We start from the raw sequence: 15,545 nt of genomic DNA, 5'->3' as shown, positions 1-15,545 counted from the left end.
AGTCTAAAACCCCGGTTTTATCATACGAAGATACATATTTGCTTTTGAAGAATTATTCAAGCCCGTATGCGCATTGACCAATTCCTGATAAATATTGTTCTGTAAAGGGACATCATCCAACATATAATCCAAAGCCCCTTCCAAAACCTCGATGGCCTCTTCATGTTTGCCCATTTTATTCAATGCCAACCCATTGATATAATAAAAATAAGGTTGTGCCGGGAAATTTTCCAAAGCCTCTTCACTTCGTTTGGCCAGACCAACATAATCTTTCCTGGCCATTAGATCCCCCAATTCGACCTTAATTGCGGCTATGGGGTCGTCCGTCGGTTCTTCCGTTACGATTACTTCTTTTTTCTTAGTGGTCCTTTCCTCATTTCCCTTCAAAGAGTCTTTGATCTTCCCTTTAAGACGTTCGGTGAATTCCGATGTTTTGATTCCTGAAAGCACGATCAAGCTCTTTTCATATTCCCTTTCTTTAAAGTAAATGACGGCTAAATTTTCTTGAAGTTTGCTGTTTTCCATCGGAATACCGATATCCATCTGATCCAAAGAACTTCCTTGCATCCGAACGGCAGACACCAAGGTGTTCAGGAACCAATAGTTTTCGGGGTCCGATAACAAGGCCGCTATGGCATAATCCTGGGCTGCGGCATATTGCTTTTCTATCAAATAGACCTTAGCCAATTCATGGTCCACGACCGCATTGTCCGCGTCAATCAATTTACACTCCAGCAGCAGGTTAATGGCCTTGTCGTAATTCTCAATCCCTTTTTGTTTTAAAGCTTCAAAAAAATTCTCTTGAAAGGTATCCGAATATTCCTCTAAAAAGACCTCCGAACTGTTTTCGATATCCATATCCCGTTGCTGGGCCCTTCCTCCAATGGAAAAAGCCATTACAGCAACCATGAAAAGTAAATATGGAAATTTCATTTAAAAACCCTTTTTATTTTTATTGAAGGCAATCCGGGATAAATTTATCAATAAGTATTCCAGAGTTTTAGGCTTTTATGTTAAAACACACTTAAAGGTCTATGGAACATAGCTGGTTCAACATTGAAAAATGCCGATAGCCCTTATTTGGTGCCCGTACTCCCAAAACCACCGGCACCCCTGGTGGTATCCGTCAATTCCTCCACTTCGATCCATTCTGCACGCTCATGCCTTGCAATGACCAGTTGTGCAATACGCTCCCCATTTTCCACGGTAAATGGTTCATTGGACAAATTGACCAATATAACCCCTATCTCACCCCGATAGTCCGCATCCACGGTTCCGGGTGCATTGAGTACCGTGATCCCTTTTTTGGCCGCCAGCCCACTGCGTGGACGTACTTGGGCCTCATACCCTATGGGCAGCTCAATAAACAATCCTGTTTTGACGATGGTACGTTCCAAAGGTTGTAATGTTATTGCCTCCGTACTATTCGCCCTAAGATCCATGCCCGCCGAAGCCAAGGTTTCGTAATGGGGAAGCGGATGGTCCGATTTATTAATGATTTTTATCTTCATTTTTTTAAGAATATTTTTTTTAGGTTATCAATTTCGAGCTTATAGACCAATCCCAAGAACAGGATCAATAAGGGAATTCCGAAAAATAAATTGCGATCGAAAACATAGAACGACAATCCGGAAAGTACAATCGAGATCAAGAGGTAGAAGGTTATTTTCCTGAAATTGTATGGGATGGGATAATACATTCTGCCAAAGATAAAGGATAACACCATCATACAGCCATAAGCGGTCATGGTGGCCACGGCCGAAGCCATATATCCGAAATAAGGGATGAAAACAAGGTTGATGATGATGGTCAAAATCGCACCGATCAAAGAAATATAAGCCCCAAACTTTGTCCTATCGGTCACTTTGTACCAAACCGATAGGTTATGGTAGATCCCCAGGAAAAAACTGGCCAGGATTATCATGGGTACGATGTCCATGGCTTCCCAATATTTAGGGTCCCTAACGAACAGTATTTTAAGGATATCGGCGAAAACAACGACCCCCAATAATATGATACTCCCCAATATGACAAAGTAATTCGTGATCTGGGCATATGCTTTTTGAGGGTTTTCGGTTTTCGAGTGACTGAAAAAGAAAGGTTCGATCCCCAACCTAAAGGCGGTGGCGAACAAGGTCATGAACAACGCCAATTTATAGCAGGCAGAATACATCCCTACCTCACTATCGGCAATATCGGCCGGCAGTAAGGTTTCCAATAAAATACGATCAAAAACCTCATTAACGGTAAAAGCGACCCCGGCCACCAATACGGGTAAAGCGTATTTGATCATTTTTTTCCATAGCACCCTATCCAAAACAAACCGTGTCTTCAGATATAATTTCAGCATCAATAAGAGGGTTACGGCGCTTGCTATCAGATTCGCGATGAAGATGTAGGAAATTTGGAAATCCTCCCTGTAAATGCCGCTAAAGAGTCCTTCCGGATGGGATAACGCCAACTTTGGCAGGAAATAGAGGAAAAATACGTTCAGTCCCAGATTAATGGCCACATTCAATATTTTAACGATGGCATAACGCATGGGTTTTTCGTTGGCGCGCAACCAAGCAAAAGGAACGATCACCAATGCATCCAAGGTCAAGATAAAGATCGCATATCCCAAATAGTCCGGATTATACCCTGAGACACCGGCGATCTGATTTTTTAAGGACAACCCCAGCACCATAAAGGCCAATGTGCTGATCATTAATGAAACCAGTGAAGTGGAAACCACGGTAGTCCTATCCCCTGAACCGTTGTAAAAACGGAAGAATGCCGTCTCCATACCATAGGCCAAAAAAACATTGAATATCGCAAACCATGCATAAATAACCGATAATTGGCCATAATCGGCCGTAGCCAAGATATCGGTATGGAAAGGTAACAACAAAAAAGAAAGCATCCGTGGTAAAACAGTTGCCAAGCCATAAATGGCCGTTTGTTTAAAAAGTTTTTTAAAAAGGTTCAACCAAAGAATAATTATAGTTTAAAAATAAGTATTTAAACCAAAGCTACAAAGGTGGGCTCCAATTGGTTCAAAAAATTAGAAAACCCCGCTAAATGCGAGGTTTTCGATATATATTTCATTTCAACTTTAAAGCAAAACCCAAAGTATGGTTTCCATGTTTCCTAATTGTTCAATGCCTCCGCACCACCGACAATCTCTAGGATTTCATTGGTAATGGCGGCTTGTCTGGCTTGATTGTAGGTCAGTTTCAACTGATCCCTCAATTCCGTGGCATTATCGGTTGCCTTGTGCATTGCGGTCATACGCGCCCCGTGCTCACTGGCAAAGGAATCCCGTACGGCTTTATAAAGCTGTGTTTTAAGCGACTTTGGAATCAATTGTTCAACGATATCGACTTTCGAAGGTTCGAAAATATAATCGGCACTTGAACTTTGGTCCCCATCGGCGGGAACTATCGGTAAAAACTGTTCGGTGGTAACCAATTGCGTTGCGGCGTTCTTGAATTTATTGTAGACCAATTCAATGCGGTCATAAGATCCGTTATCAAACAAATCCATCAATTCCTCGGCAATAACGGCAACATTCTCAAAAGTCAAATCATCAAAGACATCGCTATGGTTTGCCATAACGGTGTTATTTTTGCCCAATATATCATTGCCTTTCTTTCCAATGGCCATAAAATCGACTTGTTTTCCTTTGAAGGTATCTTCCATCAAAAAAATAGTCTGTTTTAAGATATTGGTATTAAAGGCCCCACACAAACCACGATTGGAGGTTATGGCAACTACCAAAACCTTATTGACAGGCCTATTATCGGCATATGTACTGCCAGAATCAGCATCCAAGCTTCCACTTAAGCCCTGTAAAAGCTCAGTAAGTTTATCTGCATATGGCCTCATGGCGGTAATTGCGTCCTGAGCCTTCTTCAATTTTGCAGCAGAAACCATTTTCATGGCACTGGTAATCTGCATCGTTGATGACACCGATGTTATCCTGTTACGTATTTCCTTTAAGTTGGCCATTTATATAAGTTGTGATTGATGCGTTATGAATTTTTATTATCCGTCACTAAAATCCTTAACTAACTTCTGTATTTACCTGTTAGATCTTTACAAACTGCCGTTAATGTATCGGTAACCTCATCGGTTAATTTACCGGCTTTTAGCAAATCCAATACATCCCTGTGTTTTGCATTCATGAACTGAATGAAGTCATTTTCAAACTCCTTAACCTTTTCAACAGGAACATCACGTAACAAGTTTTTGGAACCTGCATAGATAATCGCAATCTGGTCTTCAACGGTAAATGGATCGTTTTGTGCTTGCTTCAAGATTTCCACATTACGACGTCCTTTTTCGATAACGTTCAAGGTTGCGGCATCCAAATCGGAACCGAACTTGGCAAAAGCTTCCAATTCCCTAAACTGGGCCTGATCCAATTTCAAGGTACCGGCTACTTTCTTCATCGATTTTACCTGGGCGTTACCCCCTACCCTTGATACCGAAATACCTACGTTAATCGCAGGACGTACACCTTGGTTGAACAAATCCTGCTCCAAGAATATCTGACCATCGGTAATGGAAATAACGTTGGTTGGAATATAAGCCGATACGTCACCTGCCTGTGTTTCAATAATAGGCAAAGCCGTTAAAGATCCACCACCTTTTACCATTGGCTTTAAGACATCCGGTAAATCGTTCATATCCTTTGCGATATCATCATCGGCAATAACCTTGGCGGCACGCTCCAATAATCTCGAATGCAAATAGAAAACATCCCCAGGATAGGCCTCACGTCCAGGTGGACGTCTTAATAGCAATGAAATCTCACGGTAAGCTACCGCCTGTTTTGATAAATCATCATATATGATCAATGCCGGTCTACCCGTATCCCTGAAATATTCTCCGATCGCAGCACCTGCAAATGGTGCATATACCTGCATAGGTGCAGGGTCAGAAGCATTGGCCGCTACAATCGTAGTGTAGGCCAAAGCGCCTTTATCTTCCAGTACCTTGGCTATGGCCGCAACGTTCGACGCTTTTTGACCAATGGCCACATAGATACAATATACAGGATTACCTGCATCATAAAATTCTTTCTGGTTTAGGATGGTATCGATACAAACCGTTGTTTTACCGGTCTGACGGTCACCGATCACCAACTCCCTTTGTCCACGACCTACTGGGATCATGGCATCTATCGCTTTGATCCCTGTTTGCAACGGCTCATTTACCGGCTGACGGAAAATTACCCCTGGGGCTTTACGCTCCAATGGCATTTCGTATACCTCACCCGCGATAGGTCCTTTACCGTCTATAGGAGCTCCCAAGGTGTTGACCACTCGGCCAACTATACCTTCGCCCACATTGATTGATGCGATACGTTGGGTACGTTTTACAGTGGCACCTTCAACAATTTCTTTTGAATGGCCTAAAAGTACAACACCGACATTATCCTCTTCCAAGTTCAAAACGATACCTTCAAGGCCTCCTTCGAACTCAACCAATTCACCATATTGGGCATTTGACAATCCATACACCCTTGCAATACCATCACCTACTTGCAATACGGTACCTACTTCATCCAAAGTAGCGGTTGCTTCAAATCCTGATAATTGCTGTTTTAAAATTGCTGATACCTCAGCGGCTTTTACTCCTGCCATTTGTTTTAGATATAAAGTTTAGACTTCTCTTGAGCCTTAATATATATTATAGACTATTTGTAAATTCTCTTTTTAAATTACTCAACTTATTGGCCACACTGGCGTCGAATTGTAAATCGCCCACCCTAAGGATAAAACCTCCGATGATACTTTCATCGATTTTATTCTCAACGGTTACTTCATTGCCCGTTAATTGGGCTACCTGTACCAATACCTTTTTTTCAAGCGCCTTGGTCAAAGGCACTGCAGTCGTAACCACGGCCACATCCTGACCCTTTAATTGCTCGTTCAGAATGATATATTTCAAAGCAACCTCATTCAACATCCCGATTCGCTTATTGTCTACCAAAAGCTTTATCATCCCTTCGGAAATGGCATGAACACCTTTGAAAATACTATTCAATGCTTTCTTCTTATCCTCGGACTTGACAATCGGGCTAGCCAACATGTCTTTTAACTCCTTACTGTCAGAAATGGTTGTGACCACAGCCCGCATATCGTTTTCAACAGCAAGGGTTGCTTTGTTGTCTACAGCAATATCCAAAATTGCCTTTGCGTATCGTATGGCGGCTCTTGTATCCTTCATTCCTGATTAATTCAATTTAATATCACCCAACATATCATCGACCAACTTCAGTTGCTTGTCTTTGTTAGCCAATTGTTCTTTGATGATTTTTTCAGCGATATCAACGGAAAGTTCCGCTACTTGGTTCTTAATATCGGCAACCGCTGCTTTTTTCTCGCTTTCGATGGCAGCTTGGGCTTGCTTTATCATTTTATCCCCTTCGGCCTTAGCCTGATCTTTGGATTCCGCAATCATCTTATCTTTGATTTCGCGGGCTTCCTTCAACATTGCTTCACGCTCCGCACGGGCTTCCTTCAACAATTTTTCACTGTCGGCGGTAACATTCTGCATTTCCTTTTTAGCGTTCTCGGCAGCGGCCAGCGCATCCTTGATGCCTTCTTCCCTATCGTTTACGGCATTCAAAATGGGTTTCCATGCGAACTTGCGAAGCAATAAAAGCAATAGCACGAACAATATGATCTGCCAAAAGAAAAGGCCGAACGAAAAGTCATTTACTAATTTTTCCATGTAGTCTTGTTATTCTATTCTATGATTATAAACAATAACGAAAAGCTATGACCAACCGTCATAGCCGTTCGTTTTTTTGTTTGGCTTATCCCGCGAAAATAGCGGCAAAACCAATTCCTTCAATAAGCGCCGCTGCAATCAACATCGCTGTTTGAATTTTACCGTAAGCCTCAGGCTGACGAGCAATAGCTTCCATTGCTTTTCCACCGATCATTCCGATACCGATACCAGCACCGATAACCGCTAAACCTGCACCTACTACACTTGGAATTTCCATAAAATATATATTAAAAATTAAACATTCAATCCTGTAGCCTAATCATTCAGGCCATAAAAAATTTTATAAATGCGCCAATTCAGCCTCCTCGTCATGACCATGATCATGATCGTGTTCCTCGGAAGCGAAGCCAAAATACAAGGCGGCCAACATTGTGAAGATATATGCTTGTAAAAGCGCTACCAACACCTCAATAAGTGATATCGCAAATGAAAGGCCAAACGATAACGGACCTCCGACCCAACTTTTGAAAATAAATATCAATCCGACCAAACTCATCAAAACCACGTGACCCGCCGTCATGTTCGCATACAAACGAATCAATAACGCAAAAGGTTTAATGAACAAACCTAAAATTTCAATGGGGACCAAGATAATATAAATAATGATCTTACCATACCATGGCATACCGTCGCCAAGTGGATCGAAAATATGTTTCCAATAATCCTTGGTTCCCGTAAAATTGGTGATCAAGAATACGATTACGGCCAAGGCAGTCGTTACTGCGATATTCCCGGTTACGTTTACACCCAACGGCGTAAGACCGAACATGTTCAAAAACCAGATAAAGAAGAATATCGTTAAAAGGAAAGGCATGTATCTTTTATATTTCTTCTCCCCGATATTCGCAATAGCGATATCATCACGGATATAAAGCACTATAGGCTCAAAGAAACGACCTATTCCCGTAGGTATGCTATTGTTCTTTGCGTAGCTTTTGGCAAGACTACTGAAAAGCCAAAGCAATAACAGCCCAGTCACCAACATCATTACCACACTTTTGGTAATGGAGAAATCCAAGGGCCTTACATTGGCAGGGTGATGGTCTTCATCATAAGTGATGGTACCCTCAGCGTCTGTTTTATAAATTTTATTGTGATATAGTCTGTAATGGTTGCCATTTATCTCGGCAACTTCCTCCCCATGATGGAATTCAGCGGATGAAAACACCTGTAACCCATTATCCCATAAAATTACGGGCAATGGAAAACCTACATGATGCACTTTCCCATGCTCATCGGTGGTTCCATAAAGATTGAAATAATGGGAATCCTGAAGGTGATGTTCTATGAATTCCTTTATCTCGGTTTTTTTATCCTTGCCTTCTTCAACATCGCTATCACTAGCAAAAGCAGTGTTTCCCAGAAGAAGAACAGCAGCCAAAAGAAATTTCAATAAAAATGGTTTTCGCATATCACTTTAAGGTATCGGTCACTAAAAATCGCTGCAAATGTAAGTTATTCTCGCAAAAAGAAAAAAGCATTTTTGAGTTTATTTAAAGGGATAGGCGCTCTAAATGAGAATGTTCTAATGAATCCATTTTTTTAAAATTTGTGCGGTAAATATCGTTTCGACACACAATGAGACCGCATAAGGGACAAAAAAAGCAGCGAATTCCAATCGGCCCATTTCCCCATCGGACTTATACGAAGGATAAAACAAAAGAAAGAAAAAAAGGAATTTCAGGAAGCTACCGCCCATAAAAAGAAATCCGATCTGATGCTTTATTTTCCTTCTAAACATATAGATGGGAATAAAGATGGAAGCGGCCAATAGGCAATTTACCACATAAGACAATACGATAAGGTTATCGTACTTCGGAAGTCCCGAATTCGCCAGTATCGAAATGTGGACAAGGAAAATCACCCCCAAAGCAAAAACCACAACGGCAAGAAACTGGATTATCGGGTTGATTTTCGACATCAATATTTTATTCGTTTTAGCTGCTGCAATACCACCCATATTGCAATGGCCACACCGAGAATCGTGGCAATTGCCGTGAATATCCTTTTTTCGGTATTATAGTGTTCATCGAGCCATATTCCCCCTTTGGCCGCTAAATAAATGATAGCACCCATCTCAAAGGCAATACCCGAAAGCATTGCTATATTCCTTAGATTGTTCCTGTTATTAGGAGGCTTTTGCTTGTTCATTGCCGCTTACAGATCCTTTAAGGCCGCCAGGTCCGGAACCTTTCGTCGCCCCTCCCCTACCTTTCATGGTACAGGATGCATTAAATGTGGCACCGGGCTCCACGGCTAACTTTGTCACTGAAACCGTTCCTTCGATTACAGCTGATGACTTTAGTGTCAATAGATCGGAAACCAAAAGTTCCCCGTTGAAACTACCTTCTATATCCGCATTCACGCACTCTACCTTTCCGTGAATATAGCCATCCTTTCCGATGACCACCTTACCTGAGGTCTTTACATTCCCGTCAAGTTTACCGTCGATTCGGAAATCGGCTTCGGAGACGATATCCCCCTTGATCTTAGTGTTCTTTTCAATTCTGTTCGGCTGTCCACCTATTTCATTCATAGCTCTAGGTTTTTGTTTGTCTGAAAACATGTTTATGGTTTTGGGGTTAAAACGAAATTCTTATACGCTGACAGGTTCTTATGTACCTGAACAATCTTATAATTGGAGGATAAAATTACGAAATTCTCATTGCGAATCCTGTAATCCTTATTGTTTTTTAGCAGTTCGGCATAACCTAAAGCAAAATCCCTGGACTTGAATCCGTGCACCACAATGAACTGATATTCCAGATCATACACGTCTTGGGAAACCACATTTTTGTATCTTAACTCTTCAATGGATTTTTCCAAACGCTCTTTCAGATCCAGTGCTTCTTTGGTATTGTTTCTTTTGAAAGGGAAGACCACTTTCCAATTTCCCGAACCCGAAGTACCGGTTTCCTTTGAAAATTCCTTTGGCTCTAATTTGGGCAACTGTTCGGCCACCATTTGCTCGGCTTTTTTACCCTCTGGATTATTGGGGTAGGTCAAAGCCACATAATTCAATGCCTCCTTAAAGTTTTCGAAGCCTTGCAATCTACCGATGGCATTTGCTTTCAACATCTCGAACTTGGGTACGATCGGATCCCCGGTATATTTATTGATGTTTTCCTCCGATTCGGCAATTACCTTTAAGAATTCTTGCTCCTGGAACATCTTGTAAAGCCTCTCATACTGGGAATCCGGGGTATTGGCATTATCCTCTATCACCGCCGCGGGATTCAGTAGAATCTCCGCATACCTCGACCCGGAATGGTTTTTTACGATATCGGCCTTAATGACCTCGGCCAACGCACTCCCTTCTTCCTCGTAAATTTTATACAGATTGTATTTGGAAGGCAGTACCAGCCGTTCCTCTGGGTTCGATTTCAACACCTCTTCCAACTTGCCGGCCGCCAATAGGTTCTCCTTGAATTTTTCCTTATAGATCAACCCCAACTGGTAATTGGCAAAATTCCTTTCGGTCTTTAGGCTATCGATGAGCGAAACATCGGTCGGAATCCTATCCATATAAAAATCCAATGAAAATCTCTCCTCATCGGTAGGATCAAGATCCAAAGCGCCGCCATTTGCCCTATCGGGGTTATCTTCCTCGGCCAAGGAAATGGTATTCTTATTTGACCACCGCCAATCATCCTCCAAAGTGCGGTTGCCCCATTTGTTGGTGAATTCATTTTTGCCATAACCCAGACTGGTTATATTGTAAAAATAAAACTTGCCTTTGTTCTCTTTACCCCCCTTGCTTTTGGCAAAAGCCGCAAAACCTTGGGTAATACGTTCCACTTCTTTCTTTTCCGCTGCTTCCTTGGCTTTTTTCAATGCCGTGATATGGGCCTCGAAAAAAGCGATTTGATCATCTTTGGGAAGGTTGTAAAGGGTAATTACACTATCGGCATATTGCACCACATTTTCATATTTGACAACGTCTTCCAGGTTGTCGAGTTTCTTTTTTATGGCGCGATATTTCTTGGTATTCTCAGAAAGATTGGTCAAAACACTATCGTAATAGGCCCCTGCGGTTCTGTATTGGTCCAAATCGAAATAATGTACGGCCAGGTTCTCGTAATTCAAGGCATTGAGCTTGGGTTCGTTTTGGGTGGCACGTAATGATCGATTAAAATACAGCACGGCCAAACTATCCGATTGGGTGGCCAAATGATATTCCGCCACTTGCCTGTAAATTTTATCGAGGTAAGGGCGGTTCTCCCGATCCTCCTCCAAATGGGTCAGATATTCGAACAGTTCTTCCTTATTTTCGTCGGTTAGTTCCGTATTCCTGATCTTCTGCAAATGAGCATTGATCATATATACCCGAGGGGATTTTCTATTGAGCTCTATGACCTTATCAAAGGCATAATTTGCACTGTCTTTATACTGCAATTGATTGTACAGCTGTCCTATGATAAAATAGTACCGCCCTTTTTCCGGATTCTTTTTTGTGTAATACGAGGCGATCTTCAACTGCTGTATTGCCGTGTCAGGTGCCTTTAGGTTAATATACGCTTGGGCCATCATGGCCCTTGCATCGGCATATTCCTGATCTTTCAGGTCTTCGATCCTCATTAAGCGTTTTAAGTTCTTAATGGCCAATTCCTCATTCTCTAGGCGTATATTTACTTTTTCCCTCCAGATACTGGCTTCGTTCAACTTATCACTTTCATCGTACTTCTTCAAAATATAGTTAAAGGCTTCCAAGGCGGGAATGTAGCGCTCATCAAAATAACGGGCCTTACCCAAAAGGAGAAAGGCTTCATCGGTCTGGGGGTTACGTTCAACCTCCTCGATATCCATACTATGCTTTTGAATGGCTTTGGTGGCCTTTTCTTCGGCGATAATAAAGTTGGGGTTGTTGTCCTCGGAATCCAGTTTCACCTGACCGCTAACGGACAACCGCTCTATGGGCAAGATTTCCCAATAATCATCCTGGTATCCCGCATTGAGTTCCTCCCGGCCTTTTTCAAAAGCGATCCCCCCATTATACAACACGTTGTATTTGGTGTTCATGCCGTGCCAATTTCTATTTATGAACGCGTCCTTTTTAGTGGAGCAGCCACTTGTCATGGTCACTACCGAAACGGCCAATAGGATAATTTTATATCGAAGCTTCAAAATTCTCTGTATTCGTACACCTAGTTAACTGAAAAACGACGTGATTATTATGCAGTTGGTCGATAAAATACAGTTTTGGCCATCGCTGGGGAACCCTTGATCTGAAAGAACGATTGGAATGGGGTAAAACCGGTGCCTTCAACTACTCATCTTCCGCGGTTTGCAGGTTGCCTGCAAAATAGCTTTCGAGCTCCCGTAGGGTCTCTGCGGAAGTTTGGATATCGCGAACCACCTCTCCTTTGTTCAGTACGACGATACGCTCGCACACCTCGGTGACGTGCATAAGATCATGGCTCGAAACCAAAACGGTAACTTCTTTTTGGGCCGCCATATCCTTAATGATCGCTTTTAACCTAATCTGGGTCGTTGGATCCAGATTGGCGAAGGGTTCATCCAAAATGATCACTTGGGGATTTCCGATGAACGATGCCACAATCCCTACCTTCTTTTGGTTTCCTTTGGAAAGATCGCGCAAATATTTCCGCTGCCCCAGTATCTCACCGTGGAAGAAATCCTCAAAATTAGCCAATAAAGCATTCACATCGGCCTTATTCTGGCCTCGGAGCTCACCGATAAAGTAAAAGTACTCTTCGGGTGTCAAATAACCGATCAAAAAGGATTCATCAATAAACGAAGCGGTAAACGGTTTCCAATCTTCATTGGCGTCCACTTGCACATTGTTATTTACGATTTGTCCTGTGGTAGGCTGGATCAAATCCAACAGCAAACTGAAATACGTGGTTTTTCCGGCACCGTTATTGCCGACCAGACCAAAACTCTGCCCTTTGGGGATTTCGAGGTGCTCAATGTTCAAAACCGTTTGGCTTCCATATTTTTTGGTCAGACCTTGTGTTGTAATCATCGTTCAATCAAATTTTATAACTATTCCGTGTGTATTGTTACTTACCAAAAACGACCTTAGCCATTCTGTTCCTTAAACCCGGCGATCATGGTGTATTTCCTTTTTCTATAGGCCTCGGTAATCTTGTCCAGCAAATTTTTTCGAAATGCAAAACCCATGATTCCCAGTGCCGATAGCGTAATTAGGGCCACCTCAAAGGAAACAAATGTCTTAAGTGTAAAATAAAGCACACTTGGCAAGACCATTAGGGGCAATATGACCAAAAATTGGGTGGCACTGGTGCCTTGCATGTTCCCTACCGCACTTTTTGTCAAATCTATCCTTTTTTTGTTGAAAGATCCAAAGAACAAAATGACCGGCACATTGACCCCTAGATTATAAAGGGCACAGGCGAAATTAAGGGCCAGGGCCTTCCAACCAAAATATACATAGGGAATGGAGAGTAAGAACATAACGGCTATACTCACCGAAATCAATCCGGCCTTACTTTCAAGGTATTTTCGAAGGGGAATATTCTGTGACATCATCATGCCATAATACTCACTGTCCCATGCCGGAATGAATTGGCCAAAGTTCGAAAGAAAAATACCGGTCATGAAAATACCCACAAAAAGGTAGATGGTGCTAGTTTCCCCATAAGAATCCATATTGTAAAAAAACAATCCATAGAACACCATTGCCAAGGAAATGAATACCTGCATTTTGGTTCGTTTGTTTCTCCAGATCAATTTTAAGTCCAGTTGCAAAAAAGGTGCGATATCCCCAAAACGTTTTGTCCAGGTTAAATCGGAAGTTTCGACTTTGACCGATTTCTTTTTTAGGGAAGCGTCGAGGTACAGTTTTTTTATAAGGAAGTTATAATTGACAGCATACGTCCCTATGGCCAATAGCAAGGGCGCCAATACCAGAATCGGGTGCCGATACAGGTTAAAAAACCATTGGCCCACGACCTCCTTTACGGGAAAAACATTAAAATATTCCAAACCATAGAGTGCCAATATCAGTGTGCCCAATAACCATAAGACCGTATCGCTCTTATTAATGATGAAGTTGGTGTAATTGATGGTGAGGATAATACAGACTATCGCAAAAAGCCAGCCCATTACCTGAAGTGCAGGATATCCTTGGGACAATAAAACCACCGAAAAAGGGACAGCAATAAAGAGGGCCAGGAAATTGTATCCAGACAGCCCGGATCTTGCCAAGATATAATGTGTGATCTTACTTTTGGTTATGGGGTATAGCAGCAGTGGTTTAATATCCATGACCGGTAGCTTTTGCATGAAATACCTAAAGAAAAGCTCGAACAACACCCAATACAATAGATAACCACTGACAATAAGCATGGGATCCGTATCCGGGTATGTTTTTTGAAGGATAAAATACAGGCCGATTCCCAAAACGGTAAAAGACACCATCATATAAACGGCGAAAAAGCCCACAATGATTTTTAGGGCAAGACCCTTCCCGAAATTGGATGACCTAAAGAACGATTTCCACTGGAGGTTAACAAAATGTTTGAACATACAGGTTGGTATTTTGTACTGATGGGTTAGTGTTTATCAATGTTTTTTTGTTACAATTAACTTGTATTTTTTTAATGAACCCATTTTTTATGGCTCCTGCTTTGCTTAGCTTTGCAGTTCATCAAATAGATTTAAGCATGACTCAGTTTCACTCTTTAACGGTTCAGCAAATTAAGCCCCTTACCCCAACTTCGGTGGCCATTACTTTTGAGGTACCTAAAGAACTAAAGCAGACTTTCGCCTTTGCTCCCGGGCAATATATCACCATTAAAAAAGAAATTAAAGGTAAGGAATTGCGTCGTGCCTATTCCATCAGCTCTTCCCCAAAGCGGGATCATATCACCATTGGGGTAAAAAAAGTGGATAAAGGTGGATTCTCCCATTTTGCCAATACCGAATTAAAGGTTGGGGATGTTCTGGAGGTCATGCCCCCCGAAGGGCGTTTTGTTTTTAAAGGAACCGACACGCCTAAAAAGGTGATCGCATTTGCCGCGGGGAGCGGTATTACCCCTATCATGAGCATTGTCAAAGAGGTTTTGGCCAATAACCCCAAGAACACTTTCGTATTGGTCTATGGGAATAAATCATATGCCGAAACCATGTTTTATAAGGATTTGGTAAAACTGCAACTGGACAATGCCGATCGATTTTTCATTTATTTCACCAACAGTAAAGTACGGGAAGAAGGTTCCTTGTTCGGGAGGATCGATACCTCAACGGTCAACTATGCCATAAAAAACAAGCATAAGAATATCGAATTTGACGCATATTATCTCTGTGGTCCGGAAGACATGATCAATACCGTAGGCAATACCCTTGAAGATAATGGGGTTTCGAAAGATAAAATCCATTTTGAGTTATTTTCAACCAGTACCGAGACCCTGGCAGAAGCTTCCCCTGTTGAGAGCGATGGCAAGACCCAAGTAACGGTTATCTTGGATGACGAGGAATATTCCCTTACCATGAATAAACATGAGATTGTCCTCGATGCCGTATTAAAACAGAATATAGATGCACCCTATTCGTGCCAAGGTGGTGTATGCAGTAGTTGTATTGCCAGGGTAACCGAAGGGAATGCCGAAATGGTAAAGAACCAGATCCTAACCGATGGTGAAATAGCGGAAGGATTCATACTCACTTGCCAAGCGCATCCTTTGACCCCTACTTTAAAGGTCGATTATGACGATGTTTAGGGTAAAACCATCTTAATCGCAAAGCCGTTCACAGACCACCCGGTTTGTACTGGGTCC

At 42.1% G+C, this 15,545-nt stretch carries 16 protein-coding genes; 1 reads left to right on the top strand and 15 read right to left on the bottom strand.

Going from position 1 to position 15,545, the window contains the following annotated elements; translation table 11 throughout:
* Positions 1-3: 3 nt before the first annotated feature.
* The 15 genes from PHU20_RS10380 to PHU20_RS10310 all read right to left on the bottom strand — a co-directional run bounded on the left by PHU20_RS10380 (position 4) and on the right by PHU20_RS10310 (position 14,295).
* On the bottom strand, positions 4-933 hold the full coding sequence (locus PHU20_RS10380) for a tetratricopeptide repeat protein (protein WP_274825303.1): 930 nt from the start codon (positions 931-933) through the stop codon (positions 4-6).
* A 143-nt stretch (positions 934-1,076) separates the two neighbouring features.
* Positions 1,077-1,511: a dUTP diphosphatase gene (gene dut, locus PHU20_RS10375; protein ID WP_274825302.1), complete on the bottom strand. Its 435-nt coding sequence runs from the start codon at positions 1,509-1,511 to the stop codon at positions 1,077-1,079.
* Positions 1,508-2,968: a lipopolysaccharide biosynthesis protein gene (locus tag PHU20_RS10370; protein ID WP_274825301.1), complete on the bottom strand. Its 1,461-nt coding sequence runs from the start codon at positions 2,966-2,968 to the stop codon at positions 1,508-1,510. Before PHU20_RS10370 ends, dut begins: the two co-directional genes overlap by 4 nt.
* 161 nt (positions 2,969-3,129) lie before the next feature.
* Positions 3,130-3,990 carry an ATP synthase F1 subunit gamma gene (atpG, locus tag PHU20_RS10365; protein WP_274825300.1) on the bottom strand — a complete coding sequence of 287 codons (861 nt, stop codon included), beginning with the start codon at positions 3,988-3,990 and terminating at the stop codon, positions 3,130-3,132.
* Between the two features lie 59 nt (positions 3,991-4,049).
* Positions 4,050-5,630, bottom strand: a complete 1,581-nt coding sequence (atpA, locus tag PHU20_RS10360) for a F0F1 ATP synthase subunit alpha (protein WP_274825299.1) — start codon at positions 5,628-5,630, stop codon at positions 4,050-4,052.
* A 46-nt stretch (positions 5,631-5,676) separates the two neighbouring features.
* Positions 5,677-6,216, bottom strand: coding sequence for an ATP synthase F1 subunit delta (gene atpH / locus PHU20_RS10355; RefSeq protein WP_274825298.1), 540 nt, complete (start codon positions 6,214-6,216; stop codon positions 5,677-5,679).
* Positions 6,217-6,222: 6 nt separating this feature from the next.
* Positions 6,223-6,723 (bottom strand): F0F1 ATP synthase subunit B, encoded by a 501-nt coding sequence (locus tag PHU20_RS10350; RefSeq protein WP_274825297.1) that lies wholly within the window; start codon positions 6,721-6,723, stop codon positions 6,223-6,225.
* Between the two features lie 85 nt (positions 6,724-6,808).
* Positions 6,809-7,000, bottom strand: coding sequence for an ATP synthase F0 subunit C (atpE, locus tag PHU20_RS10345; RefSeq protein ID WP_109648393.1), 192 nt, complete (start codon positions 6,998-7,000; stop codon positions 6,809-6,811).
* A gap of 63 nt (positions 7,001-7,063) precedes the next feature.
* A complete protein-coding gene (gene atpB / locus PHU20_RS10340; protein WP_274825296.1) occupies positions 7,064-8,194 on the bottom strand; it encodes a F0F1 ATP synthase subunit A in 1,131 nt (376 codons plus the stop codon).
* A gap of 114 nt (positions 8,195-8,308) precedes the next feature.
* The gene (locus PHU20_RS10335) at positions 8,309-8,704 is read right to left on the bottom strand and encodes a DUF6168 family protein (protein ID WP_274825295.1); all 396 of its coding nucleotides are present in this window, start codon (positions 8,702-8,704) and stop codon (positions 8,309-8,311) included.
* Positions 8,704-8,934, bottom strand: a complete 231-nt coding sequence (locus PHU20_RS10330; RefSeq protein WP_274825294.1) for an AtpZ/AtpI family protein — start codon at positions 8,932-8,934, stop codon at positions 8,704-8,706. The genes PHU20_RS10335 and PHU20_RS10330 overlap by 1 nt, the downstream gene beginning before the upstream one ends.
* Positions 8,912-9,349 carry a bactofilin family protein gene (locus PHU20_RS10325; RefSeq protein ID WP_274825293.1) on the bottom strand — a complete coding sequence of 146 codons (438 nt, stop codon included), beginning with the start codon at positions 9,347-9,349 and terminating at the stop codon, positions 8,912-8,914. Before PHU20_RS10325 ends, PHU20_RS10330 begins: the two co-directional genes overlap by 23 nt.
* A gap of 2 nt (positions 9,350-9,351) precedes the next feature.
* Positions 9,352-11,907 (bottom strand): type IX secretion system periplasmic lipoprotein PorW/SprE, encoded by a 2,556-nt coding sequence (gene porW, locus PHU20_RS10320; protein WP_274825292.1) that lies wholly within the window; start codon positions 11,905-11,907, stop codon positions 9,352-9,354.
* A 142-nt stretch (positions 11,908-12,049) separates the two neighbouring features.
* On the bottom strand, positions 12,050-12,769 hold the full coding sequence (locus PHU20_RS10315; RefSeq protein WP_274825291.1) for an ABC transporter ATP-binding protein: 720 nt from the start codon (positions 12,767-12,769) through the stop codon (positions 12,050-12,052).
* A 56-nt stretch (positions 12,770-12,825) separates the two neighbouring features.
* Positions 12,826-14,295 (bottom strand): DUF5687 family protein, encoded by a 1,470-nt coding sequence (locus PHU20_RS10310; RefSeq protein ID WP_274825290.1) that lies wholly within the window; start codon positions 14,293-14,295, stop codon positions 12,826-12,828.
* A 137-nt stretch (positions 14,296-14,432) separates the two neighbouring features.
* Between PHU20_RS10310 and PHU20_RS10305 the strand changes: the two genes are divergently transcribed.
* Positions 14,433-15,488: a ferredoxin--NADP reductase gene (locus PHU20_RS10305; protein ID WP_274825289.1), complete on the top strand. Its 1,056-nt coding sequence runs from the start codon at positions 14,433-14,435 to the stop codon at positions 15,486-15,488.
* Positions 15,489-15,545 lie beyond the last annotated feature (57 nt).

Origin of the sequence: Maribacter polysaccharolyticus (genome assembly GCF_028882255.1) — a bacterium.
Classification (GTDB): Bacteria; Bacteroidota; Bacteroidia; order Flavobacteriales; family Flavobacteriaceae; genus Maribacter_A; species Maribacter_A polysaccharolyticus.
This window is presented reverse-complemented; position numbering and strand designations above follow the sequence as displayed.

Excerpts from the sequence above, each read along its gene's own strand:
- atpE (WP_109648393.1), bottom strand. The coding sequence starts at position 7,000 with ATGGAAATTCCAAGTGTAGTAGGTGCAGGTTTAGCGGTTATCGGTGCT.
- PHU20_RS10315 (WP_274825291.1), bottom strand. The coding sequence starts at position 12,769 with ATGATTACAACACAAGGTCTGACCAAAAAATATGGAAGCCAAACGGTT.
- atpA (WP_274825299.1), bottom strand. The coding sequence starts at position 5,630 with ATGGCAGGAGTAAAAGCCGCTGAGGTATCAGCAATTTTAAAACAGCAA.
- dut (WP_274825302.1), bottom strand. The coding sequence starts at position 1,511 with ATGAAGATAAAAATCATTAATAAATCGGACCATCCGCTTCCCCATTAC.
- PHU20_RS10305 (WP_274825289.1), top strand. The coding sequence starts at position 14,433 with ATGACTCAGTTTCACTCTTTAACGGTTCAGCAAATTAAGCCCCTTACC.
- PHU20_RS10325 (WP_274825293.1), bottom strand. The coding sequence starts at position 9,349 with ATGTTTTCAGACAAACAAAAACCTAGAGCTATGAATGAAATAGGTGGA.
- PHU20_RS10310 (WP_274825290.1), bottom strand. The coding sequence starts at position 14,295 with ATGTTCAAACATTTTGTTAACCTCCAGTGGAAATCGTTCTTTAGGTCA.
- PHU20_RS10350 (WP_274825297.1), bottom strand. The coding sequence starts at position 6,723 with ATGGAAAAATTAGTAAATGACTTTTCGTTCGGCCTTTTCTTTTGGCAG.
- atpB (WP_274825296.1), bottom strand. The coding sequence starts at position 8,194 with ATGCGAAAACCATTTTTATTGAAATTTCTTTTGGCTGCTGTTCTTCTT.
- atpG (WP_274825300.1), bottom strand. The coding sequence starts at position 3,990 with ATGGCCAACTTAAAGGAAATACGTAACAGGATAACATCGGTGTCATCA.
- atpH (WP_274825298.1), bottom strand. The coding sequence starts at position 6,216 with ATGAAGGATACAAGAGCCGCCATACGATACGCAAAGGCAATTTTGGAT.
- PHU20_RS10380 (WP_274825303.1), bottom strand. The coding sequence starts at position 933 with ATGAAATTTCCATATTTACTTTTCATGGTTGCTGTAATGGCTTTTTCC.
- PHU20_RS10335 (WP_274825295.1), bottom strand. The coding sequence starts at position 8,704 with ATGTCGAAAATCAACCCGATAATCCAGTTTCTTGCCGTTGTGGTTTTT.
- PHU20_RS10330 (WP_274825294.1), bottom strand. The coding sequence starts at position 8,934 with ATGAACAAGCAAAAGCCTCCTAATAACAGGAACAATCTAAGGAATATA.